Source organism: Novosphingobium sp. 550D (assembly GCF_057401885.1).
Window position 1 is genome coordinate 3491157 of sequence record NZ_CM171613.1, and the last position, 15475, is coordinate 3506631.

The 15475-nt window shown below is 61.9% G+C and carries 19 protein-coding genes and 1 tRNA gene; 5 read left to right on the plus strand and 15 right to left on the minus strand.

What is annotated here, in order from left to right; translation table 11 throughout:
• The 12 genes from AC2S2E_RS16525 to AC2S2E_RS16580 form a co-directional block, all read right to left on the minus strand.
• Positions 1–1587, minus strand: coding sequence for a flavin monoamine oxidase family protein (locus AC2S2E_RS16525; protein ID WP_486523107.1), 1587 nt, complete (start codon positions 1585–1587; stop codon positions 1–3).
• 12 nt (positions 1588–1599) lie between these two features.
• Complete coding sequence (locus AC2S2E_RS16530) at positions 1600–3192, minus strand: flavin monoamine oxidase family protein (protein ID WP_476107925.1); 1593 nt, start codon at positions 3190–3192, stop codon at positions 1600–1602.
• Positions 3193–3205: 13 nt separating this feature from the next.
• Entirely contained in the window at positions 3206–3664 is a 459-nt protein-coding gene (locus AC2S2E_RS16535) for a c-type cytochrome (RefSeq protein WP_486523108.1), read from the minus strand.
• A 355-nt stretch (positions 3665–4019) separates the two neighbouring features.
• Entirely contained in the window at positions 4020–4388 is a 369-nt protein-coding gene (locus AC2S2E_RS16540; protein WP_486523109.1) for a hypothetical protein, read from the minus strand.
• A 232-nt stretch (positions 4389–4620) separates the two neighbouring features.
• Positions 4621–5478: a copper resistance protein B gene (locus AC2S2E_RS16545; protein WP_486523110.1), complete on the minus strand. Its 858-nt coding sequence runs from the start codon at positions 5476–5478 to the stop codon at positions 4621–4623.
• Positions 5475–7142: a multicopper oxidase domain-containing protein gene (locus AC2S2E_RS16550; protein WP_486523111.1), complete on the minus strand. Its 1668-nt coding sequence runs from the start codon at positions 7140–7142 to the stop codon at positions 5475–5477. The genes AC2S2E_RS16545 and AC2S2E_RS16550 overlap by 4 nt, the downstream gene beginning before the upstream one ends.
• A 7-nt stretch (positions 7143–7149) precedes the next feature.
• On the minus strand, positions 7150–7311 hold the full coding sequence (locus AC2S2E_RS16555) for a hypothetical protein (RefSeq protein ID WP_486523112.1): 162 nt from the start codon (positions 7309–7311) through the stop codon (positions 7150–7152).
• 22 nt (positions 7312–7333) lie between these two features.
• The gene (locus tag AC2S2E_RS16560; RefSeq protein WP_486523113.1) at positions 7334–8104 is read right to left on the minus strand and encodes an HvfC/BufC family peptide modification chaperone; all 771 of its coding nucleotides are present in this window, start codon (positions 8102–8104) and stop codon (positions 7334–7336) included.
• Positions 8095–8943 carry an MNIO family bufferin maturase gene (gene bufB, locus AC2S2E_RS16565; protein WP_486523114.1) on the minus strand — a complete coding sequence of 283 codons (849 nt, stop codon included), beginning with the start codon at positions 8941–8943 and terminating at the stop codon, positions 8095–8097. The genes AC2S2E_RS16560 and bufB overlap by 10 nt, the downstream gene beginning before the upstream one ends.
• 100 nt (positions 8944–9043) lie before the next feature.
• Positions 9044–9304, minus strand: coding sequence for a BufA2 family periplasmic bufferin-type metallophore (bufA2, locus tag AC2S2E_RS16570; protein ID WP_476107933.1), 261 nt, complete (start codon positions 9302–9304; stop codon positions 9044–9046).
• 80 nt (positions 9305–9384) lie between these two features.
• Positions 9385–10026, minus strand: a complete 642-nt coding sequence (locus AC2S2E_RS16575) for a DUF1109 domain-containing protein (protein ID WP_486523115.1) — start codon at positions 10024–10026, stop codon at positions 9385–9387.
• Positions 10023–10559 (minus strand): sigma-70 family RNA polymerase sigma factor, encoded by a 537-nt coding sequence (locus AC2S2E_RS16580; protein WP_476107935.1) that lies wholly within the window; start codon positions 10557–10559, stop codon positions 10023–10025. Before AC2S2E_RS16580 ends, AC2S2E_RS16575 begins: the two co-directional genes overlap by 4 nt.
• Positions 10560–10720: 161 nt before the next feature.
• On the opposite strand from AC2S2E_RS16580, the gene AC2S2E_RS16585 reads away from it, so the two are divergent.
• The 3 genes from AC2S2E_RS16585 to AC2S2E_RS16595 all read left to right on the plus strand — a co-directional run bounded on the left by AC2S2E_RS16585 (position 10721) and on the right by AC2S2E_RS16595 (position 11863).
• Entirely contained in the window at positions 10721–10996 is a 276-nt protein-coding gene (locus AC2S2E_RS16585; RefSeq protein WP_476107942.1) for a BufA1 family periplasmic bufferin-type metallophore, read from the plus strand.
• A 60-nt stretch (positions 10997–11056) separates the two neighbouring features.
• The gene (locus AC2S2E_RS16590; protein ID WP_486523116.1) at positions 11057–11491 is read left to right on the plus strand and encodes a DoxX family protein; all 435 of its coding nucleotides are present in this window, start codon (positions 11057–11059) and stop codon (positions 11489–11491) included.
• Positions 11492–11719: 228 nt separating this feature from the next.
• Complete coding sequence (locus tag AC2S2E_RS16595; RefSeq protein WP_486523117.1) at positions 11720–11863, plus strand: hypothetical protein; 144 nt, start codon at positions 11720–11722, stop codon at positions 11861–11863.
• On the opposite strand, the gene AC2S2E_RS16600 is transcribed toward AC2S2E_RS16595, so the two are convergent.
• Positions 11839–12270: a MarR family winged helix-turn-helix transcriptional regulator gene (locus AC2S2E_RS16600; protein ID WP_476107937.1), complete on the minus strand. Its 432-nt coding sequence runs from the start codon at positions 12268–12270 to the stop codon at positions 11839–11841. The two genes, AC2S2E_RS16595 and AC2S2E_RS16600, sit on opposite strands and share 25 nt — an antisense overlap.
• A gap of 149 nt (positions 12271–12419) precedes the next feature.
• On the opposite strand from AC2S2E_RS16600, the gene AC2S2E_RS16605 reads away from it, so the two are divergent.
• Positions 12420–13838 carry an aldehyde dehydrogenase family protein gene (locus tag AC2S2E_RS16605; RefSeq protein ID WP_486523119.1) on the plus strand — a complete coding sequence of 473 codons (1419 nt, stop codon included), beginning with the start codon at positions 12420–12422 and terminating at the stop codon, positions 13836–13838.
• A 10-nt stretch (positions 13839–13848) separates the two neighbouring features.
• Here AC2S2E_RS16605 and AC2S2E_RS16610 read toward each other — a convergent pair whose 3' ends face one another.
• A complete protein-coding gene (locus AC2S2E_RS16610; protein ID WP_486523120.1) occupies positions 13849–14142 on the minus strand; it encodes a hypothetical protein in 294 nt (97 codons plus the stop codon).
• 84 nt (positions 14143–14226) lie between these two features.
• On the opposite strand from AC2S2E_RS16610, the gene AC2S2E_RS16615 reads away from it, so the two are divergent.
• Positions 14227–15213, plus strand: coding sequence for a carbon-nitrogen hydrolase family protein (locus AC2S2E_RS16615; RefSeq protein ID WP_486523121.1), 987 nt, complete (start codon positions 14227–14229; stop codon positions 15211–15213).
• A 26-nt stretch (positions 15214–15239) separates the two neighbouring features.
• On the opposite strand, the gene AC2S2E_RS16620 is transcribed toward AC2S2E_RS16615, so the two are convergent.
• Positions 15240–15316 (minus strand) — tRNA-Met (locus AC2S2E_RS16620).
• Between the last annotated feature and the right edge of the window lie 159 nt (positions 15317–15475).

Consider the following 15475-nt stretch of genomic DNA (forward strand, 5'->3'; position numbering starts at 1 on the left):
TCACCCCGCCACGACCTTTTGATGCAACCGCGTGATCGCGTCGATGGCCGAGGTGATACCCCCTTCCTGCCAGCCGCCGTAATAGGACGCGTGTTCGCCGGCCAACAGGATGCGGCCATCAAATTTGCACAGGTTGGTGTAATGTTCGGCCCGCGTCTGTTCGGACCACTGGCCAAAACAGCCCAGCGTGAAGGGCACACGGTGCCATGCCACCGAAATGCCGTTCATGAATTCGGCGCGATATTGTGGGTGGATCTGTTCGCCCCACCCCATCACGCTTTCCACGCGTTGCTGCGGCGTCATCGCGGTCAGTTCATAGCCCGCCGGACCGCCGACATAGCAGCCCAGCAGCACACCCGGCCCCTTGTCGCCATAGCGGGTCGAAGGATAGGAAATCTGGCTGTTGGGCAGGTCGGTATAGGTGATCCCGCCATAGATCTGATCGTCCTGTTCCCAGAAACGGCGCTTGAATTCCAGACCCACCTTGACGCTGGTCGTATAAGGCACAGCGCGGATCGCCGCGTCCAGTTCCGGGCTGACATTCATCTCGATCTGGGCCAGCACCGGCAAAGGAATGGTACAGAGGCAGTAATCCGCCGCAGCCTTCATCACCGCGCCGCTCTTGGTGTCCTTATAGGTGACGGTGACGAGCTTTTCATCCTGATGGATGGCGGTCACCTTGCTGTTCTTGCGCACCATATGACCTACGGCGCGTTCATAACCCTTGGCCACCTGCCCCATGCCGCCGACCGGCTGAAAGATCGAGGATTGGTGATCCCATTGCAGATTGCCGCCGATCGAACGCCACAGGCCCGAACGCAGCAGGGTCTGAACATCAATCGGTTCGGACGGTTCGGGCACCGCCGAAAGACCGCCCCCCGGTTCCTTGTCGTAACCGCGTCGTCCGCTGCTGGCCAAACCCTTCACATAGCGCATGTTGCGATCCAGCGCGCCCCATGAACGCAGCGCTTCAAGCAGGATCTCGCCATCTTCCTTGCTGACCGTCTGGGCCAGCGCGCCTGCATTGACCGACTTGGCCAGAAGCTCGGACACATGGCCGTAGAAATCCGCCTGAATATGGCGATAGCGCTGGGGCTTGCCGCCAAACGCCTTGGTGTTGTGGACATAGGCGTTGTAATTGACCTGCATAAACGGCTCGAGCGCGATGCCCAGTTCATGACAGTAATGGATCAGACCGTGGTGATGCCATGGAATGCGCCACGGACCCGGATTGATGTAATTTTCCGGGGCGAATTGGCAGGTCTGCGTGGCGCCGCCCAGTTCGGTGTAAGTGTCGCCGCCCTTGAGCGTCCATGAGCGGCCGCCCACGCGGTCATTATATTCGAGCACCTGCACTTTGTAGCCCGCGCGCGACAGTTCGAGCGCGGCGGTCATCCCCGCCACGCCTGCTCCAAGGATCAGGACGCTGGCGCCCTTGCCGCCTTCCAGCTTGGGCGGGCCTTGGAAATTGGAGGCCTTGGCCTGATCCATGCTGGACATGGCCATATACATGGCCGAAGCGCCCGCCGCCGTGCCGATCATCGAGAGCAGATCGCGCTTGGTCATGGGCATAATGGGTTCGTTCATCGCGGGGTTCCCTTATGCGGCCAGAGCGCGCTTGTGCAGGCGCGTGATCGCATCGAGCGAGGAGAGCAGCGCCCCCTCCATCCAGCAGCCGTAGTAAGAGGCATGTTCGCCCGCCAACACGATGCGCCCGTCCATCGAGACGAGGTTCTGGTAATGGGTCGCCCGGCTTTCCTCGGTCCACATGCCGCAACAGCCAAGGATCCACGGCATCCGGCTCCATGCCACCGAGGCGCCGTTCATGAATTCGCGGCGATATTCTTCGGGGTGGAACACGCTGCCCTGCGCCAGCGCGGCCTCGATCCGCTTTTCCGGCGTCATGCCCGCCAACATGTATCCGCCCGCACCATTGGCAAAGGCGCCCAGCAGCACGGCAGGCTTGTCCTTGAAAAAATCGTAATTGGGATAGGAGATGAGCCCGATCGCCTGATCGGTGAAGCTATGCCCGCCATAGATCGAATATTTTTCTTCCCAAAAGCGCGTCTTCATTTCCAGACCGATCTTGACCTGACCGCTATAGGGAACGGCTTTGATCGCGGCCTTTTTGGCGTCGGACACCTGAATGTCCAATTGGGCCAAAATGGTCGCGGGCAGCGTGCAGACCATATAATCAGCCGTCGCGACGCCGGTCTTGCCCGTCACCGTGTCGGTCCAAGTGGCCGCGACGCCCTTGTCATCCTGTTTGATCCCCGTCACCTTGGTGTTCAGGCGCACCAGCTTGGCGATCTGTTTATAGAAACCCTTGCCAATCATATCCATGCCGCCCTTGGGCTGGAACATGGTGGTCTGCATCACATAGTTGAAATAGAAGCTCATCTGGGTCCAGACATGGCTGGACAGGACATCGGACAGGCTGTTGATCTTGGACGGCGTGGGCGCGCCATTGACGCCGCCGCCCGGAGCGCGGTCATAGCCGCGGCGGCTCGACACATTGAGGTTGGTGGTGAATTTGAGATCGCCGTCCAACGCGCCCCATTCACGCAGCGCTGCAATCAGCTTTTCCTTGTCTTCCTTGCTGACCGTGCTGTCCAAGGCGCCTGCGTTCAGCGACTTGCCCAAAAGCTCCGAAACATGGCCGGTGAAGTCCACCGCCAGTTCCTTGTACCGCTGCGGCTTCCCGCCAAAGGCGTCCTTGCGGTGGACCATCGCATTGTGGTTAAGCTGGATAAACGGTTCCAGTTCCACCCCAAACGCCTTGCAATAATGCAGCAGCGTGCGGTGGTGATGTGGGATGCGCCACGGGCCGGGGTTGAGGTAATTGCCCGGCTGGAACGCCACATTCTGGGTCGCGCCGCCCACCTCAACGATCTTGTCCCCGCCGCGCACCGAGTAATTGCGGCCACCGGGACGGTCCTGATATTCCAGAACCTGAACCTTATAGCCCGCCTTGGTCAGCTCATAGGCCGCCAGCATGCCCGCAAGCCCTGCGCCCAGCACCAGCACGCTGGCCCCGGCGCGCGCGCCCGACAAAGCGGGCGGCCCGGAAAACTGCGTTTCGGCCGCATGGCCCAGCGCCGTCATCGCCTGATACATGGCAAGACCGCCGCCTGCGCGACCGATCATGGAGAGTAGGTCGCGGCGGGTCTGGGGCGAAAGATCACTGATCATCTTCAAGTCCTTCTTACTGGCCACAGGCGTTAAGGCAGTCGCGCTTGGGCGCAGGGCCGGTGGCCACACGCTTCACATCGGCAACCGTGACAATGTCATGGTAATCGTTGAAATGGCCGCGCACGTAATTGACGACGGACGCCATCTGTTCAGGCGTCAGGATTTCGGTGAACCACGGCATCCCGCCGCGACCTTTGAGCAGCAGCGTGATCGGATAATCCTTGTCCGCCAGCTTTGCATTGCCCGCCAGCGCCGGAATGACCGCGCCCGCGCCGCCGCCGCCCTTGGCATCCGCCATGTGGCACGCCTGACAGATTTCCTCGTAAACCTGCTTGCCCTCGGCGGAAATCTGCACATTTGTCGTGCCGCCCGCCGTATCCTGCGCCGTTGCCGGGGCAAAGCCCGCCACGCCCAACGGCAAACATGCCGACAGCGCCAGCGCCCAGCGCCGCTTTCTCTTAAAAATCCCCATTACCGCGCTTTCATCCCTCGCGGACCATGCCGCTATTTCATGTTTCCATGCGCCCACAGGTTGAATGTGACAGTTTCCGCGCGCGGCAATATGGCGCAAATGGCGTATGGCGGGCGTGATGGGGAATGTGGTGAAGCAATAGGCCCGGTGGTGGGCGTTCCATGGCGTCGGGGTTGTTTTGTTGCCGGGAATTTGCCTCCGGCGGGCAAAGGGCGGGGCCCTTTGCAATCCCGATACTGTCGACGTTGTGACTCATGGAAAGGGTCGTGTTTAGGCGCAACGTCGTGCAGGGCAATTAAGCCGCTTCGCGGAAAAAAAGGTATTGTCTGGAAACGCCCCAATAGCGGATAACGCCCTATAGGTAGGACTCCCCTTCATCTCCTACCAATTCAGCACTAAGACTGCGGGCCAACTCAATTGCAATTATCCGCAAGCTCGAGGTAGCTTCATTGAAATCCGGCGTCGCTTTAAAGCTGACTAAGCCGCGTTTGGACCAGCGGAAAACTGGTAGCCATGCGCCCTGCTGTGCGTCATGTAACTCGGCGTCTGGACCATCGCTCCCAATGACGATGTTTGCGCCGCTTAACGAATTCGCGGCTGTCATGTCGCTACTCGCCAAACGAACGCCGTCTAAAGCGCTCACTGTTTCGACCCACTCGCTCTCCGCGATCGGCACTCGATTGCCTGCCTTGTCGTGCCGCTCGATGTGAATCAAATAGGCCACTGTAACCTCCAACTTTTGAAACGAGGCATAATTTAATGGCCAATTTCCGTAAAAGTGGCAATGTCTGCTAACCACCATTTCCGGCCATAGCCATACCCCACCGCGAAGCGGCGTTCAAATCCCGCCCCCCCTCACGCCCAAGCACATCACCGCCGATCAATCCCAACGAATACATTAAAGGGTTTGCAAAGGGCCCCCGCCCTTTGCCCGCCGGAGGCAAAACTCTCAGCCTTTACAACCAGAGCTTCACCCCCAACACCACGCCCACGGACGATGCCGGCTTGCCTTCGGCCCGCGCATATTCAGCGGTCCGGCCAAGGGTGGAGGTCCAGAGCACCCCGACATAGGGCGCGAACTGGCGCTTGAATTCATAGCGCAGTCGGGCGCCCAGTTCGATGCTGGTCAATCCGCTGCCCAATTCGCGGTCGGGCTGGTTCTGCACCGAAAAATTCACCTCACCGCGCGGTTGCAGGACCAGACGGCGGGTGATGCGCTCATCGACGGCGGCTTCGAAACGGGCGGTGACCTCGCCGCGCTGGGACACGAAGACGGCGCCCTGAATGTCAAAGCGATAGGGCGAGAGGCCGTCGATGGCCAGCATCGCATGGGTGCGCTGGGGTCCGGGTCCGAAATCCTGACGCAGGCCGCCGCGCAGGTTCCACCATGGGCCAAGCGCATGGGCATAGAGGGCCTGCACTTCGCCCTCTTTGAAACGGCCCTTTTCGCCGCCTTTATCGAACTCACCCTCGCCGCGGGTGGCAAGGACGAAGCGGTTGATGTTGCCGGTCCATGCCTCGCCTTCAAAGTGATAGCCCTGCTCCGCTCCACCAAGGCGCACTTCGGCAATGTCGGCGCGGAACTGGCTGTAATTACGGTTGCCGTGACCGGCCATCATGGCGGCTTCGGCGCGGGCCATGGCGGCCGGGTCGTAATAACGGTCGGCAAGGCGGTCGTGGACGGGTTCGGGCGCGGGGGCGCTGCCGGGGCTTTGGTCGGTGCCGGTTTCCTGCGGCGGGGCGGTGGTTTCCTGAGCGTGCAGGGCCGTGGTTGACAGCGCAAGGGCCAGAGCAAAAGCGTAACGCATCATCATGCCCCCCGCACCTTGACCACGCGCATCATGCCCATCGCCATATGCAGGAACAGATGGCAATGCATCGGCCAGTCGCCTTCGATGGCGGTCACATCGAAACTCACTTTTCCTCCGGGCATGACGGTGACGGTATGTTTGCGCGGCGACCGGTCGCCATGCCCCGTGGCGAGTTCAAAGAAATGGCCGTGCAGATGGATCGGATGCGCCATCATCGTGTCATTGATCAATGTGATGCGCAGGCGTTCGCCCGTCGTCATGGTGACGGGGTGGTGCGCCTCGCTCATCATCACGCCGTCAAAGGACCAGAGATAGCGGTCCATCGATCCGGTCAGATGCATCTCGATCTCGCGCCCGGCGGCGCGGGTGTCGGGGTTCTGCGTCGCGGAAACCAGATCGCGATAGGTCAGGACGCGGTGATCCACCTTGTCCAGCCCCAGCCCCCTGTCCCCGGTGCGGTCCACCGGCATGGGGGCGATCATGTCCACCCCCGGCCCCAGTTTGACGTCGGGCGCGTTGGCCTGGCTGCGCATGGACATGTCCATGCCGCCCCCACCATGCGACATGTCCATATCCATGCCCATGTCGCGCATGGTCAAACGCACGGGTTCGCGCAGCGGCGGCACCGGTGCGGTCAAACCGGGGCGCGGGGTCAACGTGGCGCGGGCCATGCCCGAACGGTCCATGGCCTCGGCCACGACGGTATAGGCACGGTCCTGCGGCATGATGAGCACGTCATAGGTTTCGCCCGGCCCCATCTGGAATTCATCCACCTCGACCGGGACCACGGCCTGGCCATCGGCGGCAATCACCCGCATGGCCAGATCGGGGATGCGGACGTTGAAGAATGTCATGCTGCCCGCGTTGATAAAGCGCAGGCGCGTGGCCGCGCCGGGGGTGATGGGCGCGGTGAAATTGTCGCCCACCCCGCGCCCGTTGATCAGATAGCGGAAGACCTTGCCCGTGACGTCGGAAATATCGGCCGGATCCATCCGCATCTGGGCAAATTCCAAACGGGTTTTCAGCGGCTGATCCTTGCCCGCAATCAGTCCCGCCAGCGTCTGGGGATAGCGCGCATAATGGCCCGCATCGACCTTGAGATTGCGCAGGATGCTGGCCGGGTGGACAAAGCTGTGGTCGGACAGGACCATGACGTGATCATGCGCAGGGGGCGCGGGATCGGCGACCGCCGGTTCGATCACGATTGAACCATAACAGCCCATCATTTCCTGAAGCCCCGAATGGCTGTGATACCAATAGGTGCCGTTCTGATGGATCGTGAATTCATAGGTAAAGCGGCCAAAGGCCGGGATGCCCGGAAAGGACACGCCCGGCACGCCATCCATCTGAAACGGCAATTCCAGCCCGTGCCAGTGCAGCGAGCTTTCCTCGGCCAGATCGTTGATGACGGTCAGGCGCAGCTTTTGCCCCTCGCGCAGGCGCAGCGTCGGGCCGGGAACGCCGCCGTTGATCGCCACCGCGCGGGCCGGGCGGCCATCGATCCTGATCGTGGTGGCGCCGATATGCAGGGTGATGTCCTCACCCGACAATTCGCGCGATCCGGGCGAAGTGGCGGCCTGTACTTCGGGCACAGCGGCCGCGGACAACATCGCCAGCGCGGCGGTGCCCTGCAACAGATGTCGGCGGTCAATCATGGGAAAGGACATGCGCGGATCATTCCTGCGGAAAAGGTGTTCGCCATTCATACGCTGGGCAAAGCATAACCCCTCGCATGGGGTGAAAAATATTCATGGCCACGGCATTTTTGGCAGAAACGACCGAAACACCCCCGTTCAGCAGCGTTTCAACCGGCGTTCCAAGCATTGTGATCGCCATCACGCATGACGAGGCGGGCAAGTCACGTCAATGGTCGCATGAGAACGGGCGCTTCAACGATCAAACCATCCCCGATCCAGCGCGCCAACCATTGCCCGATGACCACGATGCCTTTTTCCATGCCCCATCGATCAACCACCCGTTCGCAAATTTGCCCGAACAGGGCCGGAGCACCGATCAGCATAGCCAGTATGTCGCCCTCGCCCGCCTCAAGCCTGCGCAAGCGGCAAATGCCATCACGCCGCCAGACCAGCACGGCGCCCGGCATCGCTTGCTCCTCAGCGGCGGGAGGCTCCCGCCCTTCGGCCAGCGCCATCCAGATTTCCGCGGCATTGGTGTTTTGCGTCAGGATGGTCAGCGCCGGGATGGCTTGCAACCTTGCCGCGTCCCAATCCATGTCTGCCATCTGCGCGGGGGTCATGACCGCCGCATCCGTCGCCACAAAGGCCCGCGAGAGCGCCAGTTCGATCCGCGCCAATTCGCCAATCTCGCGGTCATCGCGATATTCCGCCATCAGGCTGACGGGCAGGCCATCGGCATAATCATCCAGCGTCCAGCTGTGCGGGGGCATGCGGTCAATATGACGGGCGGCGGCGGCCCGGAAATCCGCTTCGCCCAACCATGCCATGGTTTGCGGATAGGTTTGCGCCAGACATTCCATCAGGCTGGCACGGTAATTGTTCTGGTAAACCGCCAACCCTTGCGCGCGGCAAAGAGGCAGGCTTTGCGCCGCATCCTCATCCCCGCTGACCAACCAGCCCAGAAAATCCTTCTGCAGGGCGCTCAGACGCATTGGGCAATTTCCTCGGCGGCGATGGCGCGGGCCACATCCAGTTCGGACAGCAATTCGGGCAGAGGCGGGATATTGTCGTCCCGCTCGATCATCACCGCGGCATGGGGCGCCCGCGCCAAGGCCATGCGCAGCAGCGCCCAGACCGGGTCCGGCACGGGCTGATCATGCGTGTCGATCAACCCTTGGCGCCCCTGGGTATGCCCGGCCAGATGGATCTGTTCGACCGCCGAAAAGGGCATGGCGGCCAGATAGTCGGCAGCGGAAAATCCGTGATTCACCGCGCTGACATGGATATTGTTGACGTCCAGCAACAGGCCGCATCCGCTGCGCGCCACGACGGCGGCAAGGAAGTCCCACTCGCTCATCGCATCATGGGAAAAGGCGATATAGCTCGCCGGATTCTCGATCAGCATCCGGCGGCCCAGCGCATCCTGCGCCCGCGCAATATTGGCGCAGACCACATCCAGCGTCTCGGCGGTGTAGGGCAAGGGCAGCAGGTCGTGGGAATTATGCGCGCCATAGCGCGTCCAGCACAGGTGATCCGAGACGATGCAAGGCTCGATCTCATCGACCAGCGCCCGCAACCGCGCCAGATAATCGCCGCGCAGCCCGTCCGCCGATCCGACCGACATGGACACGCCATGCAGCGCCACCGGATAATCGGCCCGCACCCGGCGCAGGGTGTCGCGCGGACGGCCCCCGGCCACCATGAAATTTTCCGAAATGACCTCGACAAAATCGACCGGCACGCCGCCTGAGAGAAAGTCCTGATAATGCGGGCGGCGCAGGCCCAATCCGAAACCGGGGCCAAAACGGGGGGACTGGTGGGGGGCGGGCATGGCGGGCATCCTGATCCGAAAAGGGCGTGCGGCCTGTCGCAAATGGTTCAGCAGAGGTTTTGCGACAGGCCGACGGGGTTTTGGCCTTACTTGGCCGACCTCACTTGGGCGCGGTCAGGCTGCCGCCGGCCTTCACGCAGGCGGATTTGGTCATGTGCTTGAAGCCCTGCCCCTTGCAGTCATTCTGGCCCTTGCAGTCGTGGTTGCCGCTCTTGCAGTCCGAGGTTCCCTTGCAGGAATTGACGCCGTAACAGGCCACCTGCGCACCATGCGCGGCAAAGGCGGGGGCGGCGGCAACCGCGCTCATCGCGATGACAGCGGCGGCGGCGGCAAAGCTGATCTGGCGGGTGGTGGTGTTCATGGCATGTCTCCGATAGGTTCTGCCGGAATGGCAAAGGCTATTCGGGCCACCCAGGGTTCCGGTTACACGCCCGGCACAAATTACCAGCGCAACAGACGTGGCCCCAACAGCGCCCCTGCCAACGCCGCCGCCGCCATGCCCAGCGTGTACCATGTCAGCACAAAGATCGCCGCGCTTTCGGGACAATGGAGGCAATAGAGCGTCGCCCCCCAAGCCCCCGCCGTGAGCCCCGCCGTCGCCCCCGCCAGCCGCAGGCGTGTGGGCGCAAGCCGCCGGAACGACCACAAGAGCCCGCCAAAAATGGGCAGCGAGAGCAAAAACACATTGGTCGAGCACACCTTCCAACTCATCCCCAACCACATGGCCAGCCATTGCGACGATGGCACCGAGGCCAATTCCTGCACGCTGATCACGACCAGCCCCAGCACCGGCAAACAGGCCAGCCACAGCCACCCCGCCGCCCCCGCATCGGGTCGGGCCAGACGCAAGGTGGCCACAGTGGCGCAAAGCGCGAGGCTGCCGGTATAAAGCCATTTGATCCAGAACATGCCCCCATGCATGGCAATCCAGAGGTCGGCGCGAAAACCAAGCCCCAGCCCCACCGCGATCAGCGTGACCACCGCGCCCGGCGCCAACCCGCCGATAACGCGCCGCAACAGGCTGTGGCGCGGCACGGGCGGCACATCGGCGGCCAGTGTGGAAATGAGATCCTCGGTCTTCATAGCAAACTGTCCTTGACCCGCTGCGCCAGAGCTTTCAGCCCGCGATGCACGGAAACCTTGATGTCGGATTCGCCCAGATTGAGGTGCGACGCGGCCTCGGCGGTGGAAAGTCCGTCGATCCGCGTGGCCCGGATCGCGGCGGCCTGTTTGGGGGGAATTGTTTCCAGCAAACGTTCAACATCGGCGGCCGCATCGCTGGCCTCGGCAAAACCTTCGGCGGCCAGAATATCTTCCAGCCCTTCGATGGCGCAGGTGCGCCCGCCCTGACGGAAATGATCAATCATCTTGTAGCGCGCCACGGCAAAGAGCCAGCTGGTGAAAGGCCGCGCCACATCATAGGTCGCGCGGCGGGTATGTACCGCGATCAGCGTCTCCTGCAACAGATCCTCGATCTCCTCCTGCGCGCCCATACGGCGGCGGTAAAAGCCGCGCAAAATCGGCACCAGCGCACGAAGCAATTGGCCATGGGCGGCGCCGTCACCGGCAAGGCCCATCACCATCCATTGTTTCAGCGCCTCTTCACCCGGTTGCATAGAGCCTCCCTAAGGGGCCATTCGGCGGCGACAACCATCTGGTTACACCATGGCGCGGGGCGCGCGAAAATATTCCATCTGTAACCGGGCGCATGATTGCCGCGAATAGCGGGGCATGGTTCCGGGCGCTGATTGCCCGATCCGTTATGAAAGGACACATCATGCCCAGCCATTCCACCACGGCCGCCTCGCTCGCCGCTACGCTCGCAATCGCTCTGACCGCCGCGACGGCGCATGCCGCCGACATGCCCAAGACCGAGAAATGTTATGGCGTTGCCAAGGCAGGCAAGAATGATTGCAAAGCCGGCGCGGGCACAAGCTGCGCTGGCACATCCAAAACCGATTATCAGGGCAATGCGTGGAAGCTGGTCAAGGCAGGCACATGCACCAGCATCACAACGCCCAAAGGCAACGGCTCGCTGACCCCCAAGGCATAATGCCGCCTGCGGTCCGCCCCGCCTAGAACGGAGCGGGCCGCAGCGATCGGAGGATACCCCATGAAAGCTCTATGGACGCTTCCCGCCCTGCCCCAACCGCTGACCGATGATCTGCTGCTGTTGTTGATGCGGCTGGGGATTGCCCCGGTCTTTTTCCTGTCGGGCCGGACAAAGGTCGAGGGCTGGTTCACCCTGACCGATGCCACGTTCGACCTGTTCCGCACGGAATATGCCCTACCGCTCGTCCCGCCGGTTCTGGCCGCATGGATGGCCACCATTGCCGAGCATGTCTTCTCGACCATGCTGGTGCTGGGATTGGGCACGCGGATCGCGGCGGCAGGGTTGATGGGCATGACCGCCGTCATCGAGATTTTCGTCTATCCCGATGCATGGCCCACGCATCTTGGCTGGGCCGCTCTTTTGGTGCCGCTGATGCTCTGCGGGGGTGGGCGTTTCGCGCTGGATCGGCGCTTTATTCGGTCGGTTTCAAGATGACTTCAGGCGCTGTCGCGACACGAATATTGGGGGCGCGCCGGACCGATGGCCTGGTCAGCACGCGAATGCCGATGACTGGAATGGGGCAAAGCAGGTCGAGCTTGACCAGCCCTTGCGCTTCCTCGTCCACTGTGTCTTCAAACAGACAGACCCATGCCAGCCCTTGGCGGCTTGGGGCACGCCCCCTTCCGCCTTTGCGCTTAGCCTGTTGGTCATTGCGGCCGGAGGGTGGCTGTTGAAGGTGACGGCGGCATCGGCTCGTTTCTAAGCGACTCGATGCTGGGGGCGGGCCTGTGCCTGCTGTGGGTCTTGGCCATGGCGCAATTCGGCCAAAGGGCGGCAAGGAATCAGAGCGCGCCCCTGCCCGCCTGAGCCACCAGAAGCCGGATTGTCGCAAGCAGTTCGCCCTGTGCCTGCGGGCAGAGAGAGGCCAGCATTTCCTCATCCGCCCTGCGCAGCGCAGCGACCATCCGGTCCAGCCCATCGCGCCCTTTCAACGTCAGTGTCAAGGCATGGGCACGCGGATCGTTCGCCTGCTCACGCGAGACCAGTCCAAGGGCTTCGAGCGTATTGACCATCTTCATCGCACTGGCCCGGTTGATGGAAAGCGCGTCGGCCAGCGCCGTTTGCGTACAGCCCGTTTGCGCGGCAATGACCAGCAATGCGGTAACCCGCGCAGGCGTCATGCCAAAGGCGTCCAGCGCCTGCCGGGCACGGCGGTCCGCCTCCAGATGCAGCAGGCGAAGTTGATAGCCGAATGAATTTTCCAGATCCTGCATCCTGCTCCCGGCCTTTACGCGTCAGAGCGCAATTATTGGACCAAGATCACCCATTGCGCCAATTGTATCCATAGCATACATTAACCCAGTCAACCGCACAATCGTCCCACGCGGGGTGCAGAATCAAAAAGCGGGCAATGGAGAGACCCATGGACAAGACTTTCAACCTTTTGATCAACGGCCGACAAGTCGCGGGCGCCACCACATTCGACGTCCTCAATCCCGCCACCGAGGAAGTGGTCGCCGCCTGTCCCAAGGCCGACCGTGCCCAGCTTGATGAGGCCGTGGCCGCGGCAAAGGCCGCCTTTCCGGCATGGTCGGCGCTCAGCTATGAGGACCGCGCGGCCTATGTTGTGCGGCTTGCCGATGCGCTGATGGAACGTAAGGATGAATTTGCCCGCCTGCTGACCGCCGAACAGGGCAAGCCGATCAATCAGGCCGAATATGAAATCATCGGCTCGACCTTTGTGCTGCGCGCCTTTGCCGAAATGCGCGCGCCCGAAAAGGTCCTGCGTCAGGACGGCGGCAATACCGTGATCGAGCATCGCACCCCTCTGGGCGTGGTGGCCTCGATCACCCCGTGGAATTTCCCCGTCATCCTGCTGATGAACAAGCTGGGCCCCTGTCTGGTCACGGGCAATTGCATGGTGGCCAAGCCCGCGCCGACCACGCCGCTGACCACGCTGCTGTTTGCTGAACTGGCCGGGGAAATTCTGCCCGCCGGTGTGTTCAACGTGATCTGCGACCAGAACGAACTGGGCGGCGCGCTGACCTCGCATCCTGATATTGCCAAGGTCGCCTTTACCGGATCGACCGGTACCGGCAGCAAGGTCATGGCATCGGCCGCCGATGGCATCAAGCGGGTAACGCTGGAACTGGGCGGCAATGATGCGGCCATCGTGATGGGCGATGTGCCGCCCGATGTCGCCGCCGCCAAGGTGTTTCAGGGCGCCATGACCAACGCAGGCCAGATCTGCGTGGCGATCAAGCGGGCCTATGTCCATGAATCGATCTATGAGGAATTCTGCGCCGCCATCGCCAAACTGGCCCAGGCCGCCGTGGTCGATGACGGCACCAAGCAGGGCGTGACCATCGGGCCGGTCCAGAACCGGATGCAGTATGAAAAGGTCAAGGGCCTGCTGGAGGATGCCGTTGCGCAGGGGCGCGTTCTGGCGGGCGGCCAATTGCCCGAACGCCCCGGCTATTTCATCCCGCCCACGATCATTGCCGATTTGCCCGATGACGCCCCGCTGGTGCGCGAGGAACAATTCGGGCCGGTGTTGCCCGTGCTCAAGTTTTCGGAAGTGGACGACGTGGTCGCCCGCGCCAACGACTCCGAATACGGCCTTGCGGGCACGGTGTGGAGCCGCGACACGCAGGCCGCGATGGACATTGCCCGCCGGGTCGATGCAGGCACGGTCTGGGTGAACCAGCATCTGGCCATTGACGCCACGTTGCCCTTCCGCGGGTCCAAGAAATCAGGTCTTGGCGCCGAGCTGGGTCAGGCGGGGCTGCATGAATATACGCAGGCCCATATCATCAATGCGGTCGAACTGGCGCTCGACTGACACAGGTGGATCAACCGCCGGGCGTTCTGACGGTCTTGCGCAAAAAGGCAATGGACCGCAGAACGCCCGCATTGGAAATGCCCCCGCCTGTGCAACGGCCTATTTTTATATGGGCAATGCCGAATTGGACGACCCACACTGTGCGGATCGCGCACCTGTGACACAGGGCGCGATCAATGGGTTGAATTGAGGCGAGAAAGCGACGAAAAATTGATCGCCGCCGCCTTTTCCCTACGCCGCGCACGTTCCATATCGCCAGAACCGTCGCCGCAAGGTTCAGATCGAGGCGGGCAATATCGCTCAAACCGATAATCATTTTCATGAAATGCGTTTTGCCCGATGAAGGGACTTTGCGTCAAACTGTGCCTGACATTGCAAAGGATCTTTTATGCGCCAGCATCGCGTCGCCGTCGTTCAGGCCGGAAGCCAGTTGTTCAACACCCCGCGCACGCTGGAGCGGATGGCCGCCCATTGCGCGGCGGTAAAACAAGAGGGCGCGCAACTGGCCGTGTTCCCGGAGGCCTATATTGGCGGCTATCCCAAGGGGCTGGATTTTGGCGCCAGGATCGGCACACGCACGCCCGAGGGTCGCGAGGACTATCTGCGCTATTGGCGCGCCGCAATCGAGGTTGATGGCCCCGAATGCCGGACAATAGGTGGTTTTGCCGCCGAGATGAAAGCGCATATGGTCGTTGGCGTCATCGAGCGGGATGGCACCACACTCTATTGCTCCACGCTGTTCTTCGCCCCCGATGGCGCGCTGGTCGGCAAACACCGCAAGCTGATGCCCACGGCCAGCGAGCGTCTCGTCTGGGCGCAGGGGGATGGATCGACCCTGCCCGTGATCGAAACGCCTATGGGCAAAGTGGGATCGGCCATCTGCTGGGAAAACTACATGCCGTTACTGCGTCAGGCGATGTATGATAAGGGCGTTGATCTGTGGTGCGCACCCACGGTCGATGAACGCGAAATCTGGCAAAGTTCGATGCGGCATATTGCCTATGAGGGCCGGATGTTCGTGCTGAGCGCATGCCAATACATGACCCGCGCCGATGCGCCCGATGATTATGCCGCCTTTGCAAACGCGTCACTGACGGATGAACTGATCAAGGGGGGTAGCGTCATAGTCAGCCCGATGGGCGAGATCTTGGCAGGCCCTTTGCGCGGACAAGAAGGAGTTCTGGCCGCAACGATCGACTTGGATGACATTGTGCGTGCGCGCTATGACCTTGATGTGGCAGGCCACTACGCAAGGCCGGACGTGTTTTCATTGCATGTGGATACTACCGCCAGAACCTCTCAGTTAATCCTTTCGGAAATTCAGGCACAATCTGGCGACCCAAGCGGGGTCGCTGGGCAAAGAAAAACCCCCTAAGCCAAAGGCTTTGGGGGTCTTCTGAATGGTAGCGGAGGAGGGACTCGAACCCCCGACACGCGGATTATGATTCCGCTGCTCTAACCTGCTGAGCTACTCCGCCCCATGACTGGCGGCGACCTTGTCGGTCACCATTGCCCGGTGCAGGCGGCGCGAATAGCCACGACTGGCGGAGGCGTCAACAGGCCATTGCATTTTTTTTGAATTTTTTTTCCGCGCCCACTTCGTGCGCCTGTCGTTACGCAGGCGCCCACCCCTGCCG